This is a genomic window from Pseudomonas sp. NPDC087697, assembly GCF_044743155.1.
GTDB lineage: Bacteria > Pseudomonadota > Gammaproteobacteria > Pseudomonadales > Pseudomonadaceae > Aquipseudomonas.
This window is the reverse complement of record NZ_JBIUVW010000013.1, coordinates 23,159-44,533: the sequence shown is the minus strand read 5'-3', so window position 1 is coordinate 44,533 and position 21,375 is coordinate 23,159. Positions and strand designations below refer to the sequence as shown.

Sequence of the window (21,375 nt, the reverse complement as noted above, 5' to 3'; positions counted from 1 at the left end):
GAAGTCGGTACTGTGCGCGCAAAGAATAATGATCTGCGGGAGCGTATATGAAGGTGCTTTGGGGCTTGGGGAAGTGTTTGACCCTGTTGTTCTGGCTGGTGGTGCTGGTCAATCTGATCAGTCCGTTGATCAGTCCGTTTCATCTTATGGTCAATCTGGTCGCCAGCCTGTTACTGATGACCCATTTTGTGGAGCTGGTGCTCTATAACCGCAACCTCAACGAGCGGGCTCATCCGTGGCGTGACCGCTTGCAGATCCTCGTTGTCGGTATCTTCCATATACAAGCCATTGCGACCCCTTCAGCTGCGGAGGTCCGCCATGCGTAAGCTCTGCCTGCTCGCCGTTTTGATCAGCCCGTTGGCGACGGCCCAGGTGGTCACGGTCGAGACCAACTCATTGCTGCGTTTGCCCAATACCGCCAGCACCTTGCAGCTGGAGCGTCTGGAAGTCGCCGACTATGGCACGCTGCTGATCCCCTCCAATGTGACCGAACTGAGCGTTGGCGAGTTGCGCCTGGGGCGTGAGGCGCGGATCGCTATCGTCCCCAGCGAGCAAAGCCTGGAACTGAAGATCAGTCGTGCACAGCTTTCCAGTGGCAGTCAGATCACCTCCCGAGGCGCACCGGGGACCTATTTCAAGGCTGCTCGCGCCGGGCGAAACCTGAACGTGCGGATTGCTTCGCTGAATGCTCCCGAGTTGTTGGTAGATGCACGCGGCGGAGCTGGTGCGCCGGGTTACGTCGGGCTCGATGGGGCCAACGGTGAGGAACCAGGCTGCACATGGGGCCAGGCCGGGCGTGGGGCTGATGGCGATAACGGCGGTGATGGTCGTGCCGGTGCGCCGGGCGCGCAAGTGCGTGTGGAGTTACCACGTGATTATCCGGCCCAGCAGATCAAGGTGCTGGTCGACGGTGGCGCCGGTGGCGTGGCCGGAGCCGGTGGCAAGCCGGGCGCCGGCGGCGAGGCCAAAGGTTGCTTCGTCTACCGTACCGACGGCGGCAAGAGCGGCCGGGCGGGTGCGCAAGGTCAGCCAGGCCCTGCCGGAGCAGCCGGTGCGGTGACGGTGCAGCGGTTGTAAGCAGCTTTTGTAATGTGTGTTGCCTGATGAATTGTCATCGCGGGCAAGCCTTGCTCCTACGGATTTGGGTCGATTGCATGATTGATAAACGACACAAAACCTGTAGGAGCAAGGCTTGCCCGCGATGCTTTTAAAGCATCGGCCGAGCCGAAGCCACCGCCACCAGCAGCAACCCCAACAGCAGATTGATCCCTACCAAGCGCCGAATCTTGCCCAGGGTCGCCGCACCCGTCGGCCAATCCTCGGCCAGCACCGCGTTACGCAACTCCGGCAGTTTCAACGCCTGAATGCGGATAAACAGCGCGGTCATCACCAGATACAATCCCATCATGATCTGCACATAACGCGGCGCGGTTTCAAAGCCGCTGAAGCGCAGATAAATCAGCCCGACGCCACTGATCGGCAAGATCACCACGGCGATCCAGACCCAGACAAAAAAACGTTGAAACACTTCTACCCACAGCTTCAGTCGCGCAGGCCCCTCAAGTGCCTTCATCGCGGCGGGGCGCAGGACCATCCAGGCGAAAAACATGCCGCCGACCCAGATCAGGGCGGCCAGCACATGCAGGGTATAAATGAGGGCGAAAGGTGTCATTGAGGTACTCCGTTCTGCGCGGGATTAATTAGCGGGGTATGATAGCGGCCGAACCGAACCACTGAAAATTTATCCAGCGTTTTTTGCGCCCGACAATCCATGATCAGCACCGAACTTAAAACCACGATCCAGGGCGCCTACTCGCGTTTTCTCGAAGCCAAGAGCCTCAAGCCGCGCTACGGCCAACGCCTGATGATCGCTGAAATTGCCAAGGTCCTCGGTGACATCGACACCGACGACGAAGGCCGGCGCAGTGGCGACCCCGCGATTGTCGCGGTGGAAGCCGGCACCGGTACCGGGAAAACCGTGGCCTACAGCCTGGCGGCGATTCCGAGCGCCAAGGCCGCCGGCAAACGCCTGGTAATCGCCACGGCGACCGTCGCCCTGCAGGAACAGATTGTCTACAAGGACCTGCCGGACCTGATGCGCAACAGCGGGCTGAATTTCAGCTTCGCGCTGGCCAAGGGCCGTGGCCGCTACATGTGCCTGTCCAAGCTCGACATGCTGTTGCAGGAAGGCCACGCGCAAACCGCTACCGCGCAGCTGTTCGAAGAAGAAGGCTTCAAGATCGAGGTCGATGAAGCCAGTCAGAAGCTGTTTACCAGCATGATCGAAAAGCTTGCCGGCAATAAGTGGGATGGCGACCGCGACAGTTGGTCCACGGCCCTTGAGGATGCGGACTGGGCACGGCTGACCACCGATCACAGTCAGTGCACCAACCGTCATTGTCCCAACTTCGGTCAGTGCGCCTTCTACAAGGCCCGCGAAGGCATGGGCAAGGTCGACGTCATCGTCACCAACCACGACATGGTCCTGGCCGACCTGGCATTGGGCGGCGGTGCTGTTCTGCCCGACCCGCGCGATACGATTTACGTGTTTGACGAAGGTCACCACTTGCCAGACAAGGCGATCGGCCACTTCGCCCATTACACGCGTTTGCGCTCCACCGCCGATTGGCTGGAAGCGACCGCCAAGAACCTCACCAAATTGCTGGCCCAGCACCCGCTGCCCGGCGACCTGGGCAAGCTGATCGAGCAAGTGCCGGAGCTGGCGCGCGAGATCAAGACCCAGCAGCAGTTCATGTTCACCGCCTGCGAACAGGTTGCCGATTTCAAGCCCGGCGAAGACGTCGAGGGCCGCGAACGGCCGCGTCATCGCTTCGTCGGCGGGGTGATTCCCGAGCATATGCGCGAAATGGGCATCGAACTGAAGAAAGGCTTTTCACGCCTGACCGATGTCTTTACCCGGCTCACCGAGCTGCTGAAGGAAGGCATGGATGGCGAGGTCAACATCGGCATCGCCAGCAATCAGGCCGAAGAGTGGTATCCGCTGTTCGGCAGTCTGCTGTCCCGTTCTCAGGGCAACTGGGAGCTGTGGACGGCATTCACCGCCGAAGACCCGGAAGACAATCCGCCGATGGCGCGCTGGCTGACCCTGGCCGAAAGTGGTTCGCTGTTCGACATCGAGGTCAACGCCAGCCCGATCCTGGCGGCGGAAATGCTCCGACGTAACCTGTGGAATGTGGCATACGGTGCGCTGGTGACTTCGGCCACCTTGACCGCACTGGGCACCTTCGACCGTTTCCGCATGCGCGCCGGTCTGCCGAAAAAAGCCGTGACGGCGGTGGTGCCGAGCCCGTTCCATCATGCCGACGCTGGCGTGCTGCGGGTCCCGGACCTGCGCGCCGACCCACGGGACGCACCGGCTCATACTGCAGCGATCATCCGCGATCTGCCGGAACTGGTCGAAGGCTCGCGCGGCACGCTGGTGCTGTTTTCTTCGCGTAAACAGATGCAGGACGTGTTCGACGGCCTGGACCGTGACTGGCGCAAGCAAGTGTTCATTCAAGGCAACCTGTCGAAACAGGAAACCCTGAACAAGCACAAGGCGCGCGTCGATGGCGGCGACTCCAGTGTGCTGTTCGGTCTGGCGAGTTTCGCCGAAGGTGTCGACTTGCCGGGCGCTTACTGTGAGCACGTGGTGATAGCCAAGATCCCGTTCTCGGTGCCGGACGATCCGGTTGAAGCTGCATTGGCTGAATGGATCGAAGCCCGGGGCGGTAACCCCTTCATGGAAATCTCCGTGCCGGACGCTTCGCTCAAGCTGGTTCAGGCCTGCGGGCGCCTGCTGCGCACCGAAGAGGATCGCGGCACCATCACCTTGCTTGACCGGCGTCTGGTCACGCAACGCTACGGCAAAGCGATCCTCAATGCGCTGCCGCCGTTTCGCCGCGAAATATCTTGAGACACGGTGGGCGAAATCGCCCACTTCGTTGTCTATCCCCCGTCACCGATTCCACACAGGCCGTTCACTGGTCGTTAGGGAGAACCTGGTTCATATGATTCGCCGTTCGTTACCCGCTGTTTTTGCCCTGATGTTCGCTGCGCCACTGCTGGCGGCTCCGGCCGGACAACAGACGCTGTTCAACTTTGTCCGGCCCGCCGATGTGGTCCAGGTGGCGACTCAGGACGCCAGCCTGCCGCAATCCAATGCAGAGCAAACGGCTGAGGGTGAAGTGCTGCGTCGGGTGACCTTCAATCCGGCGGCGCAACCGAATCTGCGCCTGACCCCGCAAACTGGCGCCTGGGACTGGTCGCAGTCCGGTGTCATGAGCTTGCGCATCCAGAGCGCGATGAACTGGGCCGTAACGCTCTACGTGAAAATCCAGAGCAACGACGGCAAGACCCTGGTCAGCCGCATCGATCTGCCGGCCGGGCCTGCGCAAACCTTGCTGGTCCCCCTGACACCGAGTTCGCCGCTGAGCCAGGGCATGAAAGCCGGGCCGCCGATGCCGATGACCGTCGAAGGCCAGCGCGTATTGCTGGCCAGCAGCGCGGGTGAACTGGATCGCAGCCAGGTGGTGTCGGTGACGTTGTCGATGGATCAGCCAAAAGTCGCTCAGAGCATCATGCTGGAGCGCTTTGGTGTGCAGGACGCAGAGGCGGTGTTCAAAGCTGCCTACGGCTCGTTAGTGGACACTTATGGTCAGTCCACTCGTGCGAAATGGCCGGAAAAAGTCGCCAGCAACGAGCAGCTCAAAGCCGCGGCGAATAAAGAACAACAGCAACTGAAAACCTGGCTGGCCGAGCGTGAACGCTCGTCCCTGGACAAGTTCGGCGGCTGGAGTAAAGGCCCGGCCTTCAAGGCCAGTGGCTTCTTCCGTACTGAAAAGCGTGATGGTCGCTGGTATCTGGTGACACCGGAAGGCCACCCGTTCTATTCCCTGGGGGTCAATACAGTGACCGCCGACACCAGCCAGACCTACGTCGCCGGGCGCGAAGCCATGTTCGAGTCGTTGCCCGCCAGCGACGAGCCATTGGCCAGCCATTACGGTGAAGGTAACAACCGGGGGGGCAATGGTGCTGATCAGGGGCGGGGATTCAATGCGGGTCGCTGGTATGACTTTTATGGCGCTAACCTGCAGCGCACCTATGGCCAACCGTGTGCGGTGGTGAGTGAAACCAAGGCAGACGAAGCCAAGGCCGACACTGCCGCAACGCCGTGCGCGTCCCCTGCGTTCGATGAAAAGCGCTGGACCGGCCATACCCTCGACCGTCTGCAAGCCTGGGGTTTCAACACTATCGGCGACTGGAGCGCCCCGGCTCTGGGCCTGAATGATCGCGTGCCGTACACCTTGCCGCTGTCCATCGTCGGCGATTACGCAAGCATCAGTACCGGCACCGATTGGTGGGGCGGTATGCCCGATCCGTTCGACCCACGTTTCGCCATGGCCACCGAGCGTGCCGTGGCCATTGCTGCTCGCGATCACCGCGACGATCCATGGCTGATCGGTTACTTCGCCGATAACGAACTGGCTTGGGCCGGTCCCGGCGATGATCCGAAGGCCCGCTATGCGCTGGCGTATGGCACCTTGAAAATGACTACCGACGTGCCGGCCAAACGGGCGTTCCTCAAGCAATTGCGCGACAAATACCGTAACCAGGAAGGGCTGTCGAAAGCCTGGGGCATTGATCTGCCAGCCTGGGAACTGATGGAAGATCCGGGTTTCGTGCCGCCTCTGCCAAGTCCGGAGCACCCGGAAATCGAAACCGACTTCAAATATTTCCAGAAAGTCTTCGCCGATACCTACTTCAAGACCATTGCCGATTCGCTGAAATGGCACGCTCCCAACCACCTGCTGCTCGGTGGCCGGTTTGCCATCAGCACACCTGAGGCTGTCGAGTCTTGCGCGCAGTATTGCGACGTCCTGAGCTTCAACATGTACACGCTTAAACCTCAGGACGGTTATGACTTCGCCAAGCTACAGGCGCTGGACAAACCGGTGCTGATCACCGAATTCAACTTCGGCTCGCGAGATCGCGGTCCGTTCTGGGGCGGTGTGACGGAACTGGCGAAGGAAGAGGACCGTGGGCCGGCCTACGCCAATTTCGTAAAGCAAGCGGTGAGTGAACCGTCGATTGTCGGCGTGCATTGGTTCCAGTACCTCGATCAACCGGTGACCGGCCGTCTGCTGGACGGTGAAAACGGTCATTTCGGTCTGGTCGGAATCACCGATCTGCCGTTCCAGGGCTTTGTCGAGAGCGTGCGCAAGGCCAACTTGCAGGCCGTCGATCAACTCGGCAAAGAGGCCGAGAAGGCCAAGGCTGCGGCAGATAAAGCCGAAAGTGCCAGTCATGAAGACGCAGGCGGGAAAAAAGGCCGCGACAGCAAGGGTGCAGGGCTGGGCGCCGGCCATACGGGTGGGCATTCCGGCAATGGTCATTAAAGCCCGCAGCCTCTGTAGGAGCTGCCGCAGGCTGCGATCTTTTTATCGTTGACCGATCAACGATAAGGGCAACCGCCCAGCCTGCCCCTGTTCCCAAATCCTTCAAGGGCTGGAACAATGCAGGTCATTGTGTCGAAACGCTTTTCTGGGGAGTTACGGGTGCAGATTCAGGGTCATTACGAGCTTAAATTCGAAGCGGTGCGCGAAGCTTTCGCCGCACTTTTCGACGATCCTCAGGAACGCGGTGCGGCATTGTGCATTCAGATCGGCGGCGAAACCGTTGTCGACCTCTGGGCCGGTACCGCCGACAAGGACGGTAGCGATGCCTGGCACAGCGACACCATCGCCAATCTGTTCTCCTGCACCAAGACGTTTACCGCCGTTACTGCCCTGCAACTGGTCGCCGAAGGCAAGTTACAGCTCGATGTGCCGGTCGCCAGGTACTGGCCGGAATTCGCCGCTGCCGGCAAAGAAGCAGTCACTTTACGCCAGCTGCTCTGCCATCAGGCCGGTCTGCCGGCCCTGCGCGAGCTGCTACCACCTGAAGCCCTCTACAACTGGCAAACCATGGTTGACGCGCTAGCTGCCGAAGCGCCTTGGTGGACACCGGGCGAAGGCCATGGTTATGCGGCGATCACCTATGGCTGGCTGGTTGGGGAGTTGTTGCGCCGCGCTGATGGCCGTAGTCCGGGCGAGTCGATCGTGGCGCGTGTTGCGCGGCCGCTGGGGCTGGATTTTCATGTCGGCCTGGCAGATGAAGAGTTTCATCGCGTGGCACACATCTCACGCGGTAAAGGCAATGTTGGTGATGCGGCGGCGCAGCGCTTGTTGCAAGTGACCCTGCGTGAGCCGACGGCCATGACCACCCGGGCCTTCACCAACCCGCCGTCGATCATGACCAGCACTAACAAGCCCGAATGGCGTCGAATGCAACAGCCGGCAGCGAATGGCCACGGTAATGCTCGCAGCTTGGCCGGGTTCTACAGTGGTCTGCTTGATGGCAGCCTGCTGGAAAGCGAGATGCTCCAGGAACTGACTCGCGAGCACAGCCTGGGCGAAGACAAGACTTTACTGACCCGGACCCGTTTCGGTCTGGGTTGCATGCTCGATCAACCGGACGTACCCAACGCGACCTTTGGCCTCGGCCCTCGAGCGTTTGGTCATCCGGGTGCTGGTGGCTCCATCGGTTTCGCTGACCCGGAACACGATGTGGCCTTCGGTTTTGTGACCAATACCCTTGGGCCATACGTGTTGATGGATCCGCGTGCGCAGAAGCTTGTGCGGGTTTTGGCCGCTTGTCTGTAAAGGGTGGCTGTAAGGCATTTTTTCGAAAAAAACTTGCCCAATGGTCGCAGGACGGAACCCTGTGGCTTCTATAGTTTCATAGCGTCTGTTTTATACGGGTCGTAGTGACCCACAGCTTTCTATCTCATTTTGTGGATATCCCCCATGTCACCGAACAAATCTCTAGCCTTGGCCCTGTGTCTCAGCATTACCGGTTGCGCACAGACCCCACAAAATGATGCCGACGGTGGCCACTGGTGGTCATTCGGTTCCGGTTCGGACAAGGTGGCGAGCAAAGACGCCACCAAACCGGACGTTAAACCGGATGCCAAGGCGGCTGAAGCCGCTGCCGCCGCCAAGGCCAAATCGACCGCAAGTGCTGCTGCGCCAGCTACCCCGGCAGCAGTTCCAGGCTCCTCAGCTGCCGCAGCCGCCAAAGCTGATAGTGAAAGCAAATGGTGGTGGCCGTTTGGCGACCAGCCAAAGGCCATAACCAAGGCCGATATCAAAGACGTGCCAATGCCTGATCCGAAAATCACCCAGGCCTGGCTGGACAGCCACGAGCCAGGCTTGCGGGCTGCGGTCCAGGACGGCCACTCGACAGTGGAACGTCGCGAGAACGTACTGGTGGTGGTCGTGCCGGTGGATGACTCTTTCAACCCGAAACGTCCAGCCATGTTGCTGCCGTCGGCCTTGGGTCAGTTCACCAAGATCGCCAAGCTGGTTGAGAATGACCCCCAGACTTCCATCCTGGTACTCGGCCACGGCGACACTACGGGCACAGCGTCTGAGACTAAACAGCTGAGCAAGGACCGTGCGACTTCCGTTGCGTCGATCTTCAGTCTCAGTGGCTTGAAGCAAGATCGTCTGATGTTGCGTGGTATGGGTGACTTGATGCCGCGCGCCGCCAATGACAGCGCTCAGGGCCGTGCCTTGAACCGTCGTGTGGAAATCATGCTGACCCCGCGCACCACCATGCTGGCGTTGCTGAACAAGTACAGCCAGCCGACTCCACCGGCAGTGGAAATGGTTGCAGCACCGGCCGCGAAGCCTGCAGCGCCAGCCGTGGCCGAGAAAAAAGCGACGTCGAAGAAAAAAGGCGCTGCCTCGAAAAAGGCACCGGCGAAGAAAGCTCCGGCCAAAAAACATCCGGCCAAAAAGCCTGCTGCAGACAAAGCGGATACAGCGGCAAAAAGCACCAGCGGCCAGTAATCAGGCCAGGAACTGATTGATCAAGCACAAGGAAAACGCCATGACCCGGGCTCTGGCCGATATGCGTCGTGACTACACTCGCGATGGTTTGACCGAGGCTCACGCCCCGGCCGAGCCATTCGCGCTGTTTCATCAGTGGTTCGCCGAAGCGGTGAAAACCGAACAACCTCCGGTCGAGGCCAATGCCATGACCCTGGCCACTGTTGATCCGGACGGTCGCCCGCATTGCCGGATCCTGTTGCTCAAGGGGCTTGATGAGCAGGGATTTACCTTCTTCACCAACTACGACAGTGCCAAGGGTCAGCAACTGGCGGCAAATCCGTTTGCTGCCATGACCTTCTTCTGGCCGACCCTGGAACGCCAGGTGCGCATTGAAGGACGGGTGGTGAAGGTCACGCCGCAAGAATCCGATGCCTATTTTCAGGTGCGGCCTCTGGGCAGTCGCCTGGGGGCCTGGGCGTCACCGCAGAGTCAGGTAATTGCCGATCGTGCCGAGCTGGAAGGGTTGCTCAAGACTACCGAGCAGCGCTTTAGCGATAGTCAGCCGCATTGCCCTGAACACTGGGGCGGCTATCGTTTGCTGCCAGAACGCATCGAGTTCTGGCAAGGTCGAGCGAGCCGTTTGCATGACCGTCTGAACTATCGTCTGCAAGGCGCCGACTGGAGTCGCGAGCGCCTGGCGCCGTAAACCGGTTACACAGTGGGGTAGGCGGCAGCAGCCGCCTCCAGCCACTGTGGCAGGTCCCTGCGTTTGATATTCTGCTGCCGGGCACTGGCCAGTTGTTGCAGCATGAATGCCTTTTTCCGCTCATCATTGCCGGCAAGTGCCAGCGCCAGATCACGGTCCATCCAGCGTTTGATTCGCACGTACAGCCACCAATGGAAGTACAGTCCGGCAACGGTGGTGACGACAATGATGAAGTAATCCATGGAAATCCTTGGGGCGATGGCGCAGGTTCTGTAATTTGGCGCTACTGTGTGATGAGTTCTCAAGTGCGACTGTACTGCACCTGAATCAAACCAATTTTATCCGGGCGGTGCCGTGACAGGCGTCAAGCTGCGGAGTTTAATGAATACCTGTCCTTTGGAGTTGATGCTATGCGTAAGTCTGTTTTGCTGGTTGCTTCTTTTTCTACGATGGCGATGTTGCTCACTGGTTGCCAATCGAGCCTGACCGGTGACTCCTACTCCCGTGACGAAGCGCGTCGGGTGCAGACGATCCGCATGGGTACCATCGAGTCCCTGCGTCCGGTGAAAATCGAAGGCACCAAAACCCCGATCGGCGGCGCAGCCGGTGCAGTCGTTGGCGGCGTCGCCGGTAGCTCCGTCGGTGGTGGCAAAGGCAGCATCGTCGCTGCGGTGATCGGCGCAGTGGCCGGCGGTCTGGCGGGTTCTGCCATCGAAGAAGGCGCGACCCGTACCCAGGGCGTGGAAATCACCGTTCGCGAAGACGACGGCAGCATGCGTGCCTACGTTCAGGAAGTTCAGCCAAACGAAGTGTTCCGTGTTGGCGAACGTGTGCGCATTTCCACTGTTGGTGGCACCAGCCGCGTTTCACACTAAGTTTTACGCGGTTAAAACAAAACCCCGGCCAGGTAACTGGTCGGGGTTTTGTGTTTTTGGCTGAGAATTTTATGAGCTACACATTACAGCTGAGTTGATAGAGGTACGCTGAGTCGTAGATTTTCTTGCCCAGTATTTCCTCTATGGCTGATAGCTGGGAGCTTGAGAGGTCATATCCCTCCCAACCTTGTTGCTCTGTAGTCCAGCCCATTATTGCTCTTAGCTGTTCATCGCTTCCCTTCGGTAGTTCTTCCTCAAAAACCAGAAGCTCCGTTACTTTGTCGTAAGCTTCTACGAGATAAATCATGGTTCAACGCTCCTTGTGCTATCCACGGGTTTAGTCTGTTTCCCTGTAATCGGGTCATATTCACCGAGGTGCTTCCCTCGCTTGTCATACATTTCGACAGTCCCGTGTTGCGAGTCCCATTCAAAAATTATCCCTTTAGGGGTTTTCCATCGTTTTCGAAGTCCACCGCCGCCTTTCACCGGAGTCTTACGCTTCGCTTTTGTTGCATCAGGAAAAGCCGTAAGGCCTCTCGGCGCAGGATGATATGTGTGGTCAGTAACACTCACCACAATATAAACCGGCTTCACCCCCGAGTCCGCCGGGAACACAAGAATGAAGTCCTTGTACTCAGGCGGATAAACCGGGTCGACGATGATGCTGTCGGCGGCGGGCGTCGGTGGGTAGACCCAGATGTGCGGTGCCTGGGGAGCGGCTTCCAGGGCCGGGATGCCAAGGATGCCCGAGGGATCCATGGCCGGGGTCCAGATCAGTTCGATGCCATCGCCCAGGTCCACCACCTGTTGAGTGCCGCGCAGTTTGAACTGCACGACATCGACCATTTCCCAGTCGCGGTTCTTGCCGGTGTAGAAGCCGTAACCCTTGAGGCTGCCGTCGGTTTGTTGTTCGACCCGCAGACGAACCCGGGTGCGGGCCTGTTTGAGGCCGAGTAACTGATCTTCGGTATAAAGCGAGCTGTCGCCCAGGTTTGATGGCCAGACCAACGCCACTAATCCAGCCAGAGCGCCGGCAACGACGCCGGTAGTCGCTAGCGATACGGAGCCAAGGGCCGAGCCACCAAGGGCCAGGCTGCCAATACCGGCAGGCATTCCGGCACCACTGATTTTCTTCAGTGGCAGCAGGCCGGATTCATCCGCGCCACGCGTTCCCAGAAGGATCAGGTCGCCGTAGTCTTTCAGGCTGTCGGTGGGGACGGCTCCTGAAGGATTTGAGTAGTCGATGATCGCATTCGGAAGCTTGCAGGACTTGGCGAAGACGCACCCGGCCCGGATAGGAGAGGTTTGTTTGACGGCGAATTGGCGATGCTTTTCGAAGGCCACCTGTCTGGCGAGCATGTCGTCGTAGGATTTCTGTCGTGCATCACGGTCTGCCAGCTCGGTGGCAGTCATGTACCGTTCGGTGACGTGGTGTCCATCGCCTGACGGTGGATTGCGAACCTTGGGAATGTTCTTGTTAACAGCCACTGATTATCCTTGCTCGGTTCGTCCATCGGCAGCCCTGTGAGGGGCTGCACGACGTTATCGAACGTGGCTGATCGTGGCTGTAGGACGAGTCTTGAATGCGCCCGGGTTCTGTCTTTGGTGATTAAGAGGTGAGCGCCGCGTTCTTGCGACTGGCAGCTGCGGTCACCGCATAACCGATCAATGCGGCGAGGATCGAGCCGGTGAGGATGCCCATGCGGTCCATGCCCGCGTATTCGCTGCTGCCGGGTACAAAGGCCAGGGAACCGACAAACAGGCTCATGGTGAAACCGATACCGCAGAGAACCGCCACGCCGAGTACCTGACCCCAATTGGCGCCAGCGGGAAGGGCCGCGATACCGATTTTGACGGCCAGCCAGGTCAGACCGAAGACGCCGACGGTCTTGCCCAGCAGCAGGCCCGCAGCAATACCCATCGGTACGTGGTGGGTGAAGCTCTCAAGGTTGACGCCAGCCAGTGAAACGCCGGCATTGGCGAAAGCGAACAGCGGCAGGATGCCGAAGGCTACCCACGGATGCAGCGCGTGCTCCAGGGTCAGCAGCGGCGAAGGCTCGGCATTCCGGGTACGTAACGGGATACAGAACGCCAGGGTTACACCAGCCAAAGTGGCGTGGACGCCGCTCTTGAGCACGCAGACCCAGAGAATCAGGCCGATGATCATGTACGGTCCGAGCTTGACCACGCCAAGCCTGTTCATCGCCACTAGCGCGACAATGCAGGCTGCGGCCAGCATCAACGACAGTGTCGACAGTTCACCCGAATAAAAGATCGCAATGACGATGATCGCACCCAGGTCATCGATGATCGCCAGGGTCATCAGAAACAGCTTCAGCGACACTGGCACGCGCTTGCCCAGCAAGGCGAGCACCCCCAGGGCGAAGGCGATGTCAGTGGCCATCGGGATGGCCCAGCCGCTCAGGGCTGGCGGGTTGTCCTTGTTGAGGAACCAGTAGATCAGCGCCGGCACGACCATGCCGCCGATGGCCGCCGCACCCGGCAGGACGATCTGCGAGGGTTTGGACAGATGGCCTTCAAGGATTTCGCGTTTGACCTCCAGGCCGATCAACAGGAAAAACATCGCCATCAGGCCGTCGTTGATCCATAACAACAGGGGCTTGGCGATTTTCAGGGCGCCGATCTGAGCGACCACTGGGGTGTCCAGCAGGCCGTTGTACAGCCAGGACAGCGGTGAGTTGTTGATGATCAGGGCAAGAGCTGCAGCGGCAATCAATAACAGACCGCTGGCAGCTTCCAACTGAAAGAAACGCGTGAAAGTGCTACGCAGAGGCAAGGTCGCTCTCCATCTATCGATTCAAAAGGTGGACCACCCTAACCCGTACGGTTAGTTGTTAAAACAAAAGTTATATTCTTTTTTGTTATATGCCGTTACAACGATGACTACCGGACCTGGACTGAGCCTAGCAGTTGGCTGGTGTATTGAGCCTCAGCTGTACCTGTGCGTTATGCAGGTTTTTTCCTAAGCTTAGTGATTGAGCCTTTCGACAAGGTCAATTCGTTGCCTGTTGTCACCGCCAGGTTTCCCTACGCCTAATCGATTCAACGAGAAAAAGACCATGAGCGACAACCGTCAGTGGGCCCGCGAAGCCATCCGGATCATCGAAGCCGACTTCCAGCGTAGCGCCGATACGCACCTGATCCCTTTGCCACTACCGGGATTGCCGGGCATCGAGTTGTACTTCAAGGATGAATCCAGTCACCCCACCGGTAGCCTCAAACATCGACTGGCGCGTTCGTTGTTCCTGTATGCGTTGTGTAACGGTTGGCTCAAGCCGGGGGCGCCGGTGATCGAGGCATCCAGCGGTTCGACGGCTATTTCCGAGGCGTATTTCGCGCGCTTGCTCGGTTTGCCGTTCATTGCCGTGATGCCGGCCACGACCTCCCGGGAAAAAATTGCGCAAATCGAGTTCTACGGCGGCAAAAGCCATCTGGTGCAGGATCCGACGCAGATCTACGCCGAGTCCGAGCGTTTGGCCCGGGAGCACGATGGTCATTTCATCGACCAGTTCACCTATGCCGAACGCGCCACTGACTGGCGAGCCAACAACAACATTGCCGAATCGATTTTTCAGCAGATGCGTTTCGAGCGTCATCCTGAACCGAGCTGGCTGATTTCCAGTCCTGGAACGGGTGGTACCACTGCGACCTTGGGGCGCTACGTGCGTTATCGCCAGCATTGCACCCGCGTGCTGTGCGCCGATGCCGAGCGTTCGGTGTTCTTCGAGTACTACCAGACCGGCGACGCGAGCCTGCGTCTGGATTGCGGCTCACGGATCGAGGGAATCGGCCGGCCTCGGGTTGAAGCATCGTTTTTGCCGAAGGTGATCGATGCGATGGTCAAGGTGCCGGATGCATTGTCGCTGGCGGCCATGCATTACCTGGCGCAGCGTCTGGGCCGGCACGTGGGCGGTTCCAGCGGGACCAATCTGATCGGGGCCCTGATGGCTGCCCAGCAGATGATTGCAGCGGGGGAGAGTGGTTCGATCGTGGCGATTCTGTGTGATGGCGGCGAACGCTACGCAACCACCTATTACGATCAGGACTGGCTGAAGGCTCAGGGTTATGAGTTGAGTGGTCTGATCGCGGCCGTTGCGGCCAGTGTCGAACGCGGCGAGCCGCTGCCGGCCAGCGTGTTGCGCGCCAATATCTGAAACCGTTCAGACGCTGAAGACCAATGTGGGAGCGAGCTTGCTCGCGATGGCGGCATCACATTCAACACTCATGTTGATTGATCTACCGCTATCGCGAGCAAGCTCGCTCCCACAGGGTTTTGTGTTGTGTGTCAGGCCTCGATACCGAGAATATCCCGCGCCACCGCTTCGGCAATACGAATCCCGTCGACACCCGCCGACAGAATCCCACCGGCATAACCGGCGCCTTCACCGGCCGGGAACAGGCCTTTGACGTTCAAGCTCTGCATCGACTCGTTACGGGTAATCCGCAGCGGCGAAGAGGTGCGGGTTTCGATCCCGGTCAGCACTGCATCGTGCAGCGAGTAGCCGCGAATCTGCTTTTCGAAGGCCGGCAAGGCTTCACGAATGGCGTCGATGGCAAACGCCGGCAAGGCCAGCGCCAGATCGCCCAGTGCAACCCCGGGTTTGTAGGACGGTTCGACGCTGCCCAGGGCAGTCGACGGCTTGCCCGCGATGAAATCACCGACCAGTTGCGCCGGTGCTTCGTAGTTGCTGCCACCCAGCACAAAGGCGTGGGACTCCAGACGCTCCTGCAACTCGATCCCGGCCAGCGGGCCGCCCGGATAGTCGACTTCCGGGGTGATGCCCACCACAATCCCGGAGTTCGCGTTACGTTCGTTACGCGAGTATTGGCTCATGCCGTTGGTGACCACGCGGTTCGGCTCGGACGTCGCCGCTACCACGGTACCGCCCGGGCACATGCAGAAGCTGTAGACCGAGCGGCCGTTCTTGGCGTGGTGCACCAGTTTGTAGTCGGCGGCACCGAGTTTCGGGTGACCGGCGTATTTGCCCAGACGCGCGCTGTCGATCAGCGATTGCGGGTGTTCGATACGGAAACCCACCGAAAACGGCTTGGCTTCCATGAACACGCCACGGCCGTGGAGCATGCGGAAGGTGTCGCGGGCACTGTGGCCGAGGGCGAGGATCACGTGTTTCGAGTGGATCTGTTCGCCGCTGGCAAGCTCGATACCGGTCAACTGGCCGTCTTCGATCAGCACGTCGGTGACGCGCTGCTGGAAGCGTACTTCACCGCCCAGCTTGCGAATCTGCTCACGCATGTTTTCGACGACGCCGGTCAGACGGAACGTACCGATGTGCGGTTTGCTGACGTAGAGAATCTCTTCCGGCGCACCGGCTTTGACGAATTCGTGCAGGACTTTGCGGCCGTGGTGCTTAGGATCCTTGATCTGGCTGTACAGCTTGCCGTCAGAGAATGTCCCCGCGCCGCCTTCACCGAATTGCACGTTGGACTCCGGGTTGAGCACGCTTTTGCGCCACAGACCCCAGGTGTCTTTGGTGCGCTGGCGCACTTCAGTGCCGCGCTCGAGGATGATCGGCTTGAAGCCCATCTGTGCCAGCAGCAGTCCGGCGAAAATCCCGCACGGGCCGAAACCGACCACGATCGGCCGTTGGTTCAGGTCCTGTGGAGCCTGGCCAACGACTTTGTAGCTGACATCCGGCGCCGCATTGACGTTACGGTCGTCGGCGAACGTGTGCAGCAATTTCGCCTCATCGCGCACGCTGAGGTCGATGGTGTAGATGAAGCACAGTTCGGAAGACTTTTTGCGCGCGTCGTAGCTGCGCTTGAACAAGGTGAAATCGAGCAGGTCATCACTGGCGATGCCCAGACGCTGCACGATGGCAGGCCGCAGGTCTTCTTCGGGATGGTCGATCGGCAACTTGAGTTCGGTGATTCGTAACATGACGGGATCCGGTTCGCGGGGCGCACAAATGCGCCAAAGGCGTTTCACAAACCGGCGATTATAAGCCTCAAAGGGCAATTCCAGTGAGGCTAAAACAGCAGCTCGTCGAATCAGTCGTTACGCGAACCACCAAAATACGCGCAGCCACGTTGTACCTGGCCGTTGACCCGCAGCTCGGCGCTCATGAACTGAACGCTGCCACGGCTGCTGTCGACGCAGCGTTGTGGCGCGATCCAGAGTTCAACGTGTTGGTCATTGGCTTCGCTACTGAGGCTGAAACGCCCGTCACCGAGTTGTTCTTCCAAAAACGGTAAAGCCAACGCTGGCTGGCCGGCGCGCTCGACCACCATGCCCTTGGTGTTGACCTTGACGTTCCAGTCAGGTGTGTTGCCGCTGGCGCGCAGGATCAGCCGCTGGAAGTTAGGGTCTTCACAGGCCGTGCCCGAACGTTCGACGCGGTATAGCTGCTGTACGTCGAACTGGGCACCCGCATCAGCTGATTTGCCAGCGGCAACCCGACCACGCACATCGGCGAAAATCTTGTGCTGCGCGCCCGCCAGTGTTGCGGCTTCCTGCAGGATGCTGGTGCTGCCGGCGTCATTGATGACATACAGCTTGTTTTCCTGGCACGGCTGAAACATCAGCTTGCCGTTGGCCATGCTGAGTTCGCCCTGCATGCGGGTCTGGCCCGCCGTGGACGGTTTCTCAGGCTGGCTCTGCAGCAGCTGGCAACCGGCGAATACCGGAAGCAGGGCGACAAACATCAGGGAACGGGCAGCACGCATCGTTGGGTCTCCAGACAAGTGCCGACACGTTACTCAGGCTGACCGTTCATCACAACCCTGCAATGCGCCTGCCTTCCAACAAAACGTGTTGGTCTTAGCCGACGTTGTAGGTCTGGCCGGTCTGCAATCCTTCGACACTTTTCGCGTAGGCCAGCGCCACATCGGCGGCCGGAACCGGTTTGAAACCACGGAAGTACGGCGCGTAGCTGCCCATGGCTTCAACCAGCACGTTCGGGCTGACCGAGTTGATCCGCAGACCGCGCGGCAATTCAATAGCCGCCGCTTTAACGAAGCTGTCCAGGGCACCGTTGACCATGGCTGCCGAGCTGCCAGTACGAATCGGATCGTGGCTGAGAATGCCGGTGGTGAAGGTGAAGGAAGCACCGTCGTTGGCGAACTCGCGACCGATCAGCAGCAGGTTGACCTGGCCCATCAGCTTGTCCCGCAAGCCCAACTCGAAGTCTTTTTCGGTCATGTTGGCCAGCGGCACGAAGTTGACGCTGCCGGCGGCGCAGATCAGCGCATCGAAACTGCCGGTCTGTTCGAACAGTTTGCGGATTGATTTGCTGTCACTGATATCCACCTGAAAGTCACCGCTCTTGCGGCCAATGCGGATGATTTCATGGCGCGGTGCCAGTTCGCGATCAATGGCTGAGCCCACAGTACCGCTGGCGCCAATCAGTAGAATTTTCATCGTGCTGCTCCTTTATGGGTTGGACTAAGTTTCAGTTTAGTGTGGTTTTTTTCGTTGATAAGCGCGCTAATGGGCAACCTTTGGTTTTCAAATGGAAACAATCCATGAGTGAAATGGACGATCTGGCGGCGTTTGCGGTGTTGATCGAAGCCGGTAGTTTCACTTTGGCGGCGCAGCAACTGGGGTGTAGCAAGGGCCAGTTATCCAAGCGCATCAGCCTGTTGGAAGCACGTTTTAGCGTGGTGCTGTTGCAGCGAACAACACGGCGCTTGAGCCTGACGGCGGCCGGTGCGGCGTTATTGCCGCAAGCTCAGGCGCTGGTGATTCAGGTTGAGCGGGCGCGTCAGGCCCTGGCACGTCTGAAGGACGATATGGCGGGGCCCGTGCGAATGACGGTGCCGGTGTCGTTGGGAGAGACTTTTTTTGACGGGCTACTGCTGGAGTTTTCCCGGGAGTATCCCGAGGTGCAGATCGAACTTGAGCTCAATAACAGCTATCGCGACTTGTCACGGGATGGTTTCGATCTGGCGATTCGTTCAGAAGTGGCCAACGACGAGCGATTGGTGGCCAGGCCGCTGTTGGCCTGGCACGAGATGACCTGCGCCAGCCCGGCTTATCTTGAGCAGTTTGGTGAGCCGCAGACACCTGCGGACCTGATCAATCATCGTTGCCTGCTCAACAGCCATTACAGCGGCCGCGAAGAGTGGCTGTATCACCAGCAGCATGAATTGTTGCGGGTGCGGGTTTCGGGGCCGTTCGCCAGCAACCACTACAACCTCTTGAAGAAAGCCGCGCTTGTCCATGCGGGAATCGCGCGCCTGCCTTCTTACTTGCTCCAGGCTGAACTGGCCGATGGCCGTTTGCGCTGGCTGCTGCGCGACTATCAGACCCGCAGTATGCCGATGTATCTGGTGCACCCGTATCAGGGCGGTTTGCCCAAACGCACGCAGGTATTGGCCGACTACCTGATGGGGTGGTTCAAGCGCAGCGGCGAAGCGCTGGATCGGCTTCAACGATAACGCTTGGCGATCAGATGATCGATCGACAGCACGCCCGGCCCCCTGGCCATCAAATACAACAGAATCGCCGCCCAGGTGCCGTGAGTCGGGTAGGCGTCCGGGTAGACAAAGGTTTGAATGGTTAGAGTCATGCCTAGCAGCGCCAAGGCCGAGAAGCGTGTGGCGAAGCCCACCAGAATCAGGATTGGGAAGAAATGCTCGGCGAAGGCCGCCATGTGCGCCGCCAGTTCCGGGGACAGTAGCGGAACGTGGTATTCGCTCTGGAACAACGGAATGGTCGAGTCTGCCAGACGCGGTATCCCCAGCTCGAAGGTCCCGGAAATCAGATCCACGGCAAAACCCTCGACCTTGGTCTGACCGGACTTCCAGAACACCGCAGCAATGGCGAAACGCGCAATGAAGGCGATCAGGCTATGGGGGATCATCTTGAACAGTTCGATGATCCGTTCGATCAGGCGGGCGATGGCGTTCGGATGTTCGGTGCGCGCGTTCATGGCGATACCTTGTCGTGTTGTAAGTGGGTAATGGCGTTGTGGCCAATCAACAGCGCCAGGCACTGGCTCAGGTCAAATGCCGGTACAACGTTCAGGGCATCGGCCACGGCCTGTCCCAGCGGACGGCTGTTTTGCAGGCTGTGGATGAAGGTCGTTGTGCCGACATCGACGGCGAAGACCTCGACCTCCAGGCCGTTGCGCAGCACCAGCGCGCTTTGCGGGTGATACGGCTCAAGGTTCTGGGGAGGGGTGTCAGCCTGATGGGCCGCCCACAGTGCAACCACGGCGTACGCCGAGTTCAGCGTGAACGTTGAGGGATGCAGATCAATGTGTAGTTCTGCGAGAGCTTCGGGCTCGCTTATGGCCGCTGCAATTCGCGCTGGCTCGACGGCGTTGGCATCCGCCGCGTGATAGGCCCTGACCCGCAAGCGTTCCAACCGCGCAACGTCCGTCAGGTACGGCACCGAAGCGGCTGGCGCAAAGTGTTCAATGAAACTGGCGAAGTCGCTGCCGTAGTCGTTGATCAGTGGGCTGGTGGGTGCAAATTTCTGTACGTAGAGCTGGGCCATGGCTCGAAAAAACTCATCTCCGACCAACTGCGAAACCACCGGATAACTGTCGGCCAAGGCGTTAATCAGCGAGCTCTGCACGTTGTTGCGGTACACCGCGAAGCGGCTGGCCGGATCAGCCCCGTTGGCGCTGAACAACCCATCAGGGCAGGGCAATTGTGGATCAAACAGGGCGGCGCTGAAGTCTGCTTGAGTGCTCATGGGCGTACCTCGGCGTAACCCAGCAGTTCATCGGCCTGACGGGCTTCGGCGTGCAGCACGGAGAACGTCGGCAGCTGATTGTCGCGTTCAATCAGCGTGGCCACTGGGCCGATACGCTCCAGAACGCGCGCGTACAGGGCCCACACCGCGTTATCGATGGGCGCTCCGTGATCGTCGATCAGCAGGCGATCGCCGAGGCTGTCGGTGTCTTCGGCGAACCCCGCCAGATGAATCTCACCCACTGCGTGCAGTGGCAGTGCGTCGATGTAGGCCAACGGATCACGTTGGTGATTGATACAGGAGACGTAGACGTTGTTCACATCCAGCAGCAAGCCGCAGCCAGTGCGGCGGATGACTTCAGCGATGAAGCGTGTTTCTTCCATGCTGGAGCGCTGGAACTGCAGATACGTCGCCGGATTTTCCAGCAGCATGGGACGTTTCAGATGGTGCTGGACCTGGTCGATATGCTCGCAGACACGCTGCAGTGTCGGCTCGTCATAGGCCAGCGGCAGCAGGTCATTGAGAAACACCGGGCCGTGGCTCGACCAGGCCAGGTGTTCGGAAAAGGACTGGGGTTGATAGCGTTCGATCAGTTTGGCGAGGCGGTCGAGGTGCTCGGTGTTCAATGAACCCTCGGCACCAATCGACAGGCCGACGCCATGCAGCGACAGCGGGTACTGCTCGCGGATCAATCCCAGGTAGTGATGAAACGGGCCGCCGGCCACCATGTAGTTTTCGGCGTGGACTTCGAAGAAACCGATGTCCGGGCGAGTACCGAGTACTTCACCGAAGTGCCCGGTCTTGAGCCCCAGCCCCGCACGGGGCTGGAGCTTGGACGCCAACGCCTGAGTGTGAGGATGTACGCTGTGCAGCGATGAAGTGGTCATCATCAACACTCAGGCAGAGGTGGGGGTTACGACTTGGCTTTGTAGGCGGCCAGTTGACCGAAGCCAGTCGGAGAGGTCGGGCTGGGGGTCTTCTCGCAAGTGCCTTTAGGCACCAGCTTGAAGTGGTTGCTCTCGTAGTCGACTTTTGAGGTGCCAGCACAGGTGGTGCCAGCGCCTGCGGCACAATCGTTCTTGCCTTTCATGGCAACGCCAAAGCATTTTTCCATGTCGGCGGCTGCGGCATGGGCGGTGGTCGGCAGAGCCGCGATGCTCAAAGCAGAACCCAAGGCCAGGGCAAGGGCAGCGGCGGACAGGGTGCGAGTGGTAGCAGTCATGATGTTTCTCCAGT

The 21,375-nt window shown here is 59.5% G+C and carries 22 protein-coding genes; 10 read left to right on the top strand and 12 right to left on the bottom strand.

Features of this window, described 5'->3' with window-relative positions; all coding sequences use genetic code 11:
• Nucleotides 1–47 precede the first annotated feature (47 nt).
• Both ACIPIN_RS12095 and ACIPIN_RS12090 read left to right on the top strand, forming a co-directional pair.
• The gene (locus tag ACIPIN_RS12095) at nt 48–326 is read left to right on the top strand and encodes a DUF1145 domain-containing protein (RefSeq protein WP_401118771.1); all 279 of its coding nucleotides are present in this window, start codon (nt 48–50) and stop codon (nt 324–326) included.
• Nucleotides 319–1,077 carry a collagen-like protein gene (locus tag ACIPIN_RS12090; RefSeq protein ID WP_401118769.1) on the top strand — a complete coding sequence of 253 codons (759 nt, stop codon included), beginning with the start codon at nt 319–321 and terminating at the stop codon, nt 1,075–1,077. The genes ACIPIN_RS12095 and ACIPIN_RS12090 overlap by 8 nt, the downstream gene beginning before the upstream one ends.
• Before the next feature lie 130 nt (nt 1,078–1,207).
• On the opposite strand, the gene ACIPIN_RS12085 is transcribed toward ACIPIN_RS12090, so the two are convergent.
• Nucleotides 1,208–1,672, bottom strand: coding sequence for a CopD family protein (locus ACIPIN_RS12085; RefSeq protein ID WP_401118767.1), 465 nt, complete (start codon nt 1,670–1,672; stop codon nt 1,208–1,210).
• Between the two features lie 99 nt (nt 1,673–1,771).
• Between ACIPIN_RS12085 and dinG the strand changes: the two genes are divergently transcribed.
• The 5 genes from dinG to pdxH all read left to right on the top strand — a co-directional run bounded on the left by dinG (nt 1,772) and on the right by pdxH (nt 9,582).
• Entirely contained in the window at nt 1,772–3,916 is a 2,145-nt protein-coding gene (gene dinG / locus ACIPIN_RS12080; RefSeq protein ID WP_401118764.1) for an ATP-dependent DNA helicase DinG, read from the top strand.
• Between the two features lie 94 nt (nt 3,917–4,010).
• Complete coding sequence (locus tag ACIPIN_RS12075; RefSeq protein WP_401118762.1) at nt 4,011–6,398, top strand: beta-galactosidase; 2,388 nt, start codon at nt 4,011–4,013, stop codon at nt 6,396–6,398.
• A gap of 159 nt (nt 6,399–6,557) precedes the next feature.
• Nucleotides 6,558–7,703 (top strand): serine hydrolase domain-containing protein, encoded by a 1,146-nt coding sequence (locus ACIPIN_RS12070; protein WP_401118760.1) that lies wholly within the window; start codon nt 6,558–6,560, stop codon nt 7,701–7,703.
• Nucleotides 7,704–7,847: 144 nt separating this feature from the next.
• Entirely contained in the window at nt 7,848–8,894 is a 1,047-nt protein-coding gene (locus tag ACIPIN_RS12065; RefSeq protein WP_401118757.1) for an OmpA family protein, read from the top strand.
• A 40-nt stretch (nt 8,895–8,934) separates the two neighbouring features.
• Nucleotides 8,935–9,582, top strand: coding sequence for a pyridoxamine 5'-phosphate oxidase (gene pdxH, locus ACIPIN_RS12060; protein ID WP_401118755.1), 648 nt, complete (start codon nt 8,935–8,937; stop codon nt 9,580–9,582).
• A gap of 5 nt (nt 9,583–9,587) precedes the next feature.
• Here pdxH and ACIPIN_RS12055 read toward each other — a convergent pair whose 3' ends face one another.
• Nucleotides 9,588–9,824, bottom strand: a complete 237-nt coding sequence (locus ACIPIN_RS12055; protein ID WP_123428313.1) for a hypothetical protein — start codon at nt 9,822–9,824, stop codon at nt 9,588–9,590.
• A 168-nt stretch (nt 9,825–9,992) separates the two neighbouring features.
• Here ACIPIN_RS12055 and ACIPIN_RS12050 point away from each other — a divergent pair, with 168 nt between their 5' ends.
• Complete coding sequence (locus ACIPIN_RS12050; RefSeq protein WP_123428311.1) at nt 9,993–10,457, top strand: glycine zipper 2TM domain-containing protein; 465 nt, start codon at nt 9,993–9,995, stop codon at nt 10,455–10,457.
• A 76-nt stretch (nt 10,458–10,533) separates the two neighbouring features.
• Here ACIPIN_RS12050 and ACIPIN_RS12045 read toward each other — a convergent pair whose 3' ends face one another.
• The 3 genes from ACIPIN_RS12045 to nhaA all read right to left on the bottom strand — a co-directional run bounded on the left by ACIPIN_RS12045 (nt 10,534) and on the right by nhaA (nt 13,254).
• Nucleotides 10,534–10,764 (bottom strand): hypothetical protein, encoded by a 231-nt coding sequence (locus ACIPIN_RS12045; RefSeq protein WP_401118752.1) that lies wholly within the window; start codon nt 10,762–10,764, stop codon nt 10,534–10,536.
• Entirely contained in the window at nt 10,761–11,945 is a 1,185-nt protein-coding gene (locus ACIPIN_RS12040; protein WP_401118750.1) for a colicin E3/pyocin S6 family cytotoxin, read from the bottom strand. Before ACIPIN_RS12040 ends, ACIPIN_RS12045 begins: the two co-directional genes overlap by 4 nt.
• 121 nt (nt 11,946–12,066) lie before the next feature.
• The gene (gene nhaA, locus ACIPIN_RS12035) at nt 12,067–13,254 is read right to left on the bottom strand and encodes a Na+/H+ antiporter NhaA (RefSeq protein ID WP_401118748.1); all 1,188 of its coding nucleotides are present in this window, start codon (nt 13,252–13,254) and stop codon (nt 12,067–12,069) included.
• A gap of 283 nt (nt 13,255–13,537) precedes the next feature.
• Here nhaA and ACIPIN_RS12030 point away from each other — a divergent pair, with 283 nt between their 5' ends.
• Complete coding sequence (locus tag ACIPIN_RS12030; protein ID WP_401118746.1) at nt 13,538–14,632, top strand: PLP-dependent cysteine synthase family protein; 1,095 nt, start codon at nt 13,538–13,540, stop codon at nt 14,630–14,632.
• Between the two features lie 131 nt (nt 14,633–14,763).
• Here ACIPIN_RS12030 and ACIPIN_RS12025 read toward each other — a convergent pair whose 3' ends face one another.
• From ACIPIN_RS12025 to ACIPIN_RS12015, 3 genes are all read right to left on the bottom strand, one after another.
• A complete protein-coding gene (locus ACIPIN_RS12025) occupies nt 14,764–16,377 on the bottom strand; it encodes an NAD(P)/FAD-dependent oxidoreductase (RefSeq protein WP_401118744.1) in 1,614 nt (537 codons plus the stop codon).
• Between the two features lie 110 nt (nt 16,378–16,487).
• Complete coding sequence (locus tag ACIPIN_RS12020; protein ID WP_401118742.1) at nt 16,488–17,162, bottom strand: COG3650 family protein; 675 nt, start codon at nt 17,160–17,162, stop codon at nt 16,488–16,490.
• 94 nt (nt 17,163–17,256) lie between these two features.
• Nucleotides 17,257–17,856: a short chain dehydrogenase gene (locus tag ACIPIN_RS12015; protein ID WP_401118739.1), complete on the bottom strand. Its 600-nt coding sequence runs from the start codon at nt 17,854–17,856 to the stop codon at nt 17,257–17,259.
• A 104-nt stretch (nt 17,857–17,960) separates the two neighbouring features.
• Between ACIPIN_RS12015 and ACIPIN_RS12010 the strand changes: the two genes are divergently transcribed.
• Complete coding sequence (locus ACIPIN_RS12010) at nt 17,961–18,875, top strand: LysR family transcriptional regulator (RefSeq protein ID WP_401118736.1); 915 nt, start codon at nt 17,961–17,963, stop codon at nt 18,873–18,875.
• Here the strand turns inward: ACIPIN_RS12010 and ACIPIN_RS12005 are convergent.
• Genes ACIPIN_RS12005 through ACIPIN_RS11990 form a run of 4 tightly spaced genes read right to left on the bottom strand, consistent with a single transcriptional unit; the run spans nt 18,866 to nt 21,361 of the window.
• Nucleotides 18,866–19,369 carry a DoxX family protein gene (locus ACIPIN_RS12005; protein WP_401118734.1) on the bottom strand — a complete coding sequence of 168 codons (504 nt, stop codon included), beginning with the start codon at nt 19,367–19,369 and terminating at the stop codon, nt 18,866–18,868. The genes ACIPIN_RS12010 and ACIPIN_RS12005 overlap by 10 nt on opposite strands.
• A complete protein-coding gene (locus tag ACIPIN_RS12000; protein ID WP_401118732.1) occupies nt 19,366–20,139 on the bottom strand; it encodes a DUF2063 domain-containing protein in 774 nt (257 codons plus the stop codon). The genes ACIPIN_RS12005 and ACIPIN_RS12000 overlap by 4 nt, the downstream gene beginning before the upstream one ends.
• Nucleotides 20,136–21,029, bottom strand: coding sequence for a DUF692 domain-containing protein (locus tag ACIPIN_RS11995; protein WP_401118730.1), 894 nt, complete (start codon nt 21,027–21,029; stop codon nt 20,136–20,138). The genes ACIPIN_RS12000 and ACIPIN_RS11995 overlap by 4 nt, the downstream gene beginning before the upstream one ends.
• A 23-nt stretch (nt 21,030–21,052) precedes the next feature.
• Nucleotides 21,053–21,361, bottom strand: a complete 309-nt coding sequence (locus ACIPIN_RS11990; protein ID WP_401118728.1) for a DUF2282 domain-containing protein — start codon at nt 21,359–21,361, stop codon at nt 21,053–21,055.
• Nucleotides 21,362–21,375: the final 14 nt, after the last annotated feature.